General features: G+C 45.6%; 6 protein-coding genes. 1 reads left to right on the top strand and 5 read right to left on the bottom strand.

Features of this window, described 5'->3' with window-relative positions:
• Positions 1-38: 38 nt before the first annotated feature.
• Positions 39-461: a hypothetical protein gene (locus tag LGT40_RS00950; RefSeq protein ID WP_226069848.1), complete on the bottom strand. Its 423-nt coding sequence runs from the start codon at positions 459-461 to the stop codon at positions 39-41.
• 463 nt (positions 462-924) lie between these two features.
• Between LGT40_RS00950 and LGT40_RS00945 the strand changes: the two genes are divergently transcribed.
• Complete coding sequence (locus LGT40_RS00945) at positions 925-1,464, top strand: hypothetical protein (RefSeq protein ID WP_226069849.1); 540 nt, start codon at positions 925-927, stop codon at positions 1,462-1,464.
• A gap of 37 nt (positions 1,465-1,501) precedes the next feature.
• Here the strand turns inward: LGT40_RS00945 and LGT40_RS00940 are convergent, their stop codons facing one another.
• The 4 genes from LGT40_RS00940 to LGT40_RS00925 all read right to left on the bottom strand — a co-directional run.
• A complete protein-coding gene (locus LGT40_RS00940) occupies positions 1,502-3,067 on the bottom strand; it encodes a conjugal transfer protein TraG N-terminal domain-containing protein (protein ID WP_226069850.1) in 1,566 nt (521 codons plus the stop codon).
• 7 nt (positions 3,068-3,074) lie between these two features.
• Positions 3,075-3,437 (bottom strand): hypothetical protein, encoded by a 363-nt coding sequence (locus tag LGT40_RS00935; protein WP_226069851.1) that lies wholly within the window; start codon positions 3,435-3,437, stop codon positions 3,075-3,077.
• Positions 3,437-4,792, bottom strand: a complete 1,356-nt coding sequence (locus LGT40_RS00930; RefSeq protein ID WP_226069852.1) for an integrating conjugative element protein — start codon at positions 4,790-4,792, stop codon at positions 3,437-3,439. The genes LGT40_RS00935 and LGT40_RS00930 overlap by 1 nt, the downstream gene beginning before the upstream one ends.
• A 10-nt stretch (positions 4,793-4,802) precedes the next feature.
• On the bottom strand, positions 4,803-5,389 hold a 587-nt coding region (locus tag LGT40_RS00925), incomplete at its 5' end, for a TIGR03756 family integrating conjugative element protein (RefSeq protein ID WP_226343129.1).

Below are 5,389 nucleotides of genomic sequence, written 5' to 3'. Positions count from 1 at the left end.
AAAAAAAAGCCCCAATCCGTAGATTGGGGCTGGCTTGTCTACACGTATTGTAGCTTTTTAACATCAAACGGTACTGCCGCCGGTTCATAGCATGGCGACTCCGTTGCAATGCCGTTTGCATTAATTTTCTCGACTCTATACCAGGCATGCTGGTTGTTATCAAAGAAATATGACAAACGAACTTTCTGACCCAATTTGTTCATGCACACCGTCGTTTCATAGCTGAACAAACTTAAATCGCCTTCAGGCATCCAAGTGCTTTGCTCTGCGGAGGTCTTCGTGCGTAAAGTCGTTAAGCGTTTGAGAAAATATATAAACGGCCAGACAAACACGCGATTCATCACCGTCTGGTGTGTGTCTGGGTTGTACTTTCCCTGGCGCTGCAGACTGGTAATGATCTGCTGATCTAAACAAAAAATCAGAAATGCAAAGGTTAGTATCGTAGGTATGTAATCTTCCATCAGGCTTTCTCCTCAAGGTATAAAAAAACCCATAAGAGAAATCTCGCCCCATAAGGAGAAAGTCTCCCCTTATGGGTGATGGTTCCATGACACCGTAGTGACATGAAGTATTTAGCAGACAGTCATTGAACACCTGCAATTGAGCGCAACATTGAGTGGTTGCGGCACTTCTAGTAACTAAGCGAGTTAGTTACAAAGAAGGATTGATAATATCGCCTAATACTAGGCTTTTCAAGTGATATCTTAAGCTTTAAGGACACAGCGCTATAACCAGCGATTGTTTGGGATATGTGACGCTCTTTCATAAATGCCGTTACTTACACTTGCGTGAAATGCAATGCGTTATACACTTAAACTAAGACACCTAAGAAGCAGTGGTCAGTGTCAAGCCAGCAAAGCATGATTATCCATCATTTTTTGTTGGTCCAGCCTCGGGTGAGAACAACAAAAAAGGACGATAATTATGAGTACTTATTCTACTCTGGTTGAGTATCTAGTGATTTTTCTGCTAATTGTGGCAATCTCAGTAGTTTCTGCCTGGCTGTCGAGATTCGTTTTGCGGATCACCAATGGCTCAGATAAGCAGACGATTCCATATAAGGTTAGGCGTTTTGCAAAATTTCCACCATTTGCGGTTTTTATATTGCTATCCATCCTTGTTGCGCTCGTGGAGCTAGACGCGTCGCAATGGATTGCCTTTGTGTGGCTTTTTGTTTTTTTAAGCGTCGTGCTGGTTCAGCTGGTATCAGTCACCTTAGCGCTGTTTAGTGAGCGGTCCCGCGCTATCGCTATCGCCTCAACCGAAGGTAAGGTTGCCCGCATGGCATTAATCGCTTCAATCATGTTCGCCAAGTTTGCAGCGAAGATCTTGATCGGCTTTGCTAGGTTGGTGGCAGAGACTCAGCAGTCTTCCCGTGGGCATGGTAATCGACGTGGGCCTGGCTATTATGGCTATTTGAGTTATGAGGAAGACGCAAAGCGTAAAAGCGGAGATTGGTTTTAATTTATCCTGCGCACATTATGCGCAGGATGGAGGTTATCTATTTTGATATCGACTTGGTAGCCGCCCCTGTCGCAAGTGACGTCCCTTGCTGTCCAGCTCCTTTACCCTCATTTGCTGCTACCCCGCTTGCTTGAGTAGGCGCCGACGCACCACGTTCCCCTCCCCAGCCCATGATGCTTAGAAAATACATTGGAAGGCCCATATATAGCCCAAGAATTAGTAAGTCGATAATTGAATTCATCATTTGGTTTTGCATAGAAAAGAATCCGCTTACTCCCGTCAAGCCACTTGCTTGGCTCAGTGTTTGGGCAAGCTTGTTATCCAGCAAGTCAGTCACTGCCCAAATAGATGTCCAGAATTTCATTGCAAAGATGGTAATTGTGGCTGTTTTAATGGTACTCCACTCGTAATTTCCAACCAACAACACCCAGGGTAACAGAAAGTAGGTGGCCATCAGCATTGTTGCCTGCACATAGGGAGCCATCTGTTTTACCATGAACAGCATAGGCTGTAGTAGTAACTCGGTAATAAATGCGCCAGCCATCCCGACAACATTTCCAGTCCACTCGTATAAGGTATCGGTCATCGTTCCTCCACCCATATTACTTTCTAGGCCATTCCCGCTGAGATCTAGCCCCTTATAGACGGACTGACCTTCATTAGCCAGCATTTTTCGTATTGCTGCATCCTCTTGCTCTTGTTTTGTTGCACTAGAAGCAAATAAAGTACTCAGTTTATTCATTGTGCCTCTTGGGAATTCTTCAACCAGCCTGACGCGTAATCCAGTTGTTGAATTAGTCCACCAGTCATAGCAGCTTGGATAGCCATATTCAGGTGGTTCTTGGTCATATGCTACGCGACCCATGTCGGATTTACGGCTTCTGTCAAAGGCAAATCCGGGAACTTGGTGTTTTGCATATTCGTTACGATAAAAGCCGCTATTAAAAAGCTCTGATCCTGGCCAGTCGATATCCGTTAACTCCATACCTGCAGGCATTTCACGGCGGTTATTATAGAAGTCAGCAACTGCTGGTTCATAGCATTCTGTGACGAAGCGTTGCATATCCCGTTTTACGTGAGGATCTTCAATGTTCAAGGTAGACATTTCATATTGCGTCTGACGTATGTTTATTTCACACGGCAGTCGGGAAATGACAGCATCATTAACCCCGCCAGTGACTGACATAACAATATAAAACCAAGGTGGTGCTTTGGCATGCTGATTGTTTAAAAGGTTTGACTGGAATGTGTCATCAAATATTGTGCCTGAATTACCGGCAGTTACGGTGGGTGCGGCTGTTCCGGTACTAACCTGACAGGCTTTTGTATAGGAGACAGCACCATAATTAATAGTCATATAGGGTGATACAGCCAGCATCATCATTATGATCAAGCGTACTATGTCAATCTCAAGTCTTCTGAGTGAGGTTACTGCTGCTGCTTTAGCTTCTTGGCTTTCTATCGGTTTAACAACGTTGTCGATAATGACTGCAAAAAAAGGCAGATAGGCAAGGCCTGTACTAGAAATAACCCCCCATACGATTTCATATAAGTGCCACCCGAAGGTGGTCATGAACATTTCAATAAAGCTGCCGGTAGACATAATTGTTTTAGCCCATTAAACGTGCTGGAACGGCTTCTACTACAATGAACTCGAAGGCAACTATGAAAGCAGCAATTCGCCAGCGCATTGTTTTGGCACGCTGTATTTGCTGCTCGTCAAAGCCTTTTACTTTTCCAATATAGTCAACTAAAGAGTCCCAGAACATGATGATCGCACCAAGCAGCGCCCACCTTATGTATCGAGCGAAGGATTCAAAACTGCTTACTGATTGAACCATGGATGCAACATGATTATGTGTGTGCTCAGCTATATTTAGCAGTATTAAAATAACAACCATTCCAGCGGATATAGCCGCAAGAAAAAGCATTGATTTTTTAAGGTAAGTTATTTTGTTTTTGGAGATAGCCATTAATTGTTCTCCGAGCTGATAGTTTCATCAGGAAGAGCCTGACGTGGACGTGGAGTCACAGTCGAATTTCCCACACGTCTTTGCATTGCTTCCACATTATTAATTGTTTGCGAAGTAGTTGAGGCTAGACGTTTGTTCATTTCAAGCTCAAACAGAGCGTCATCAATTGATTGCTGGAGGCGTGCTGAGTATTTTTGAGCAGATTCCTGAGCTGGTCCATTTTGCGCTACGTTTGGCTCTTGGGCTCCAGAGAATAGAAGGCGATGTAACATTAAAGCCTTTTCAACGACTCGTGCCGTTGCCACTTCTTGTATTAATCTACCCTTTAGAATAGTTTGGTCAGCATCGGGTAAGTTGCTTAAAGCCTGTATTGTCCCGGCATTAATAACCATACTGGGAGTGGAGACTGAAAGCATATTTTCACCGCTCGGCTCTACACTACCATCGATTAAGCCATTAAAGATTGGAGTCAAACGTTCGACCTCTTTGTTGATCTCAAACGACATGCCCCGTGCTGGCATGGTCTCAGTTGGACGGTCTGAATAAGTGCGCACTTTTTCTTCGCCAAGCAAAGACCGACTGAAGCTCATTAACTCTTCTGGTGACTCCCAAAGCTCGCTAACTCGACTGCCGTTTTGCGGTGCAGGAGCATCAGAGTTTGCAGCACGGTTTAATGATTGGTTGTAACCTGCTTTAATGATGTCGGATGGTATGTCGATAGGTTGCTGGCCACGGCCACCAGCTTTGGTGCCTCCTACCCATGTAACCCCATTTTCACCATTGTTTTTTTCAACATTCTGTTGAGCCTGGACAACATCTACAGAAGCACTTCTGTATCCACCCGTCCCCATCTGGTCTTGCCAGTCGTGGGTGCGGGATATGTCTATCCAGCCTTCTAAAGGATTACCACCACGAGAGATGGTTTGTTGCATTTGCTGGCAGCTCTGAGTGGAGACTCGAACCCCTTGTTCTGCTCTTGCCATGCTGTTCATGAGAAGTTCGTACAGGCCTGGATTCGCCCGTTGCAGCATCAGTAATGGCAGTGAGGCTATTGCACCGGTGGCTGCATCCGTTACTTGTTGCTGAATGGCATCGGCACCACTCTTCACCTGATTTAAGGTATTTGCAATACCCAGTGTTGGATCGAATGCACTACAGTTAAAGCCACTACCCCAATCAAGAGAGCCACCCAGAATGATGCTGTTTGTTATTGGTGACGCAGGCGCTGTTAAAGGGCGCTGGCCGCCTACTCCGTAGTACCATGCTGAATCTGAGTCAGGTATTTGCAGGTTCACAGCGGACGCGTTCCCAGAAAGGATGAAGGCAGTAGTAATGGCAAGATATTTTAGTTTCACAATGCAGTCCTTATGGGTATGACTTGAAATTTACGCTGTGCAAGAAAAATTGACCCTCTCGCTTGCAGCACTGATAAGGACGCCATAGCGTCCATGCATAATTACCGGTTGAGGCGTTGTTGCCATTGCCATCCCAGCCAGCAATGGAGGTTGTGTCGTTGTCACCAAAAACAGTGCAACTATTAGATTTTTTCGGCACAAGCATCTGCCACTTGCCATTTTTGTCTGTGTTCTCTTCTAAAGCACCTGGGGGCCAGATTCGACCGTTATAGCTTGGTGTGCCCGTTAACGGCTGATATACATGAGGCTGGCCAGTTCGCGTCACAATATCGCCAACACGTTGGGCGATAACCGCACCTGCTTTGGCATCTGATGGTTGAGCGATGAATCCGCTACGTGGGTAAACCGATCCCCATGTGTTGCTTGGGAAATTACCAATCTCTCTTCTTCCAGGAATCAGTGCGTTTGGATATGCGGTTTCCGGAATCCCAAGCCGCCACGCTATAGAGTCCGTTCCTGAGACAAAGTAAGGATTGAACGAGGTGGCTTGTGATGGACAGCTCAAACCCATTGAAATTGAAGCAGCTGGATGGCCAA

The organism is Methylophaga pinxianii (genome assembly GCF_020447225.1).
Classification (GTDB): Bacteria; Pseudomonadota; Gammaproteobacteria; order Nitrosococcales; family Methylophagaceae; genus Methylophaga; species Methylophaga pinxianii.
Note: the sequence above shows the minus strand (reverse complement) of the source record. Positions and strands in the feature narration are given on the sequence as shown.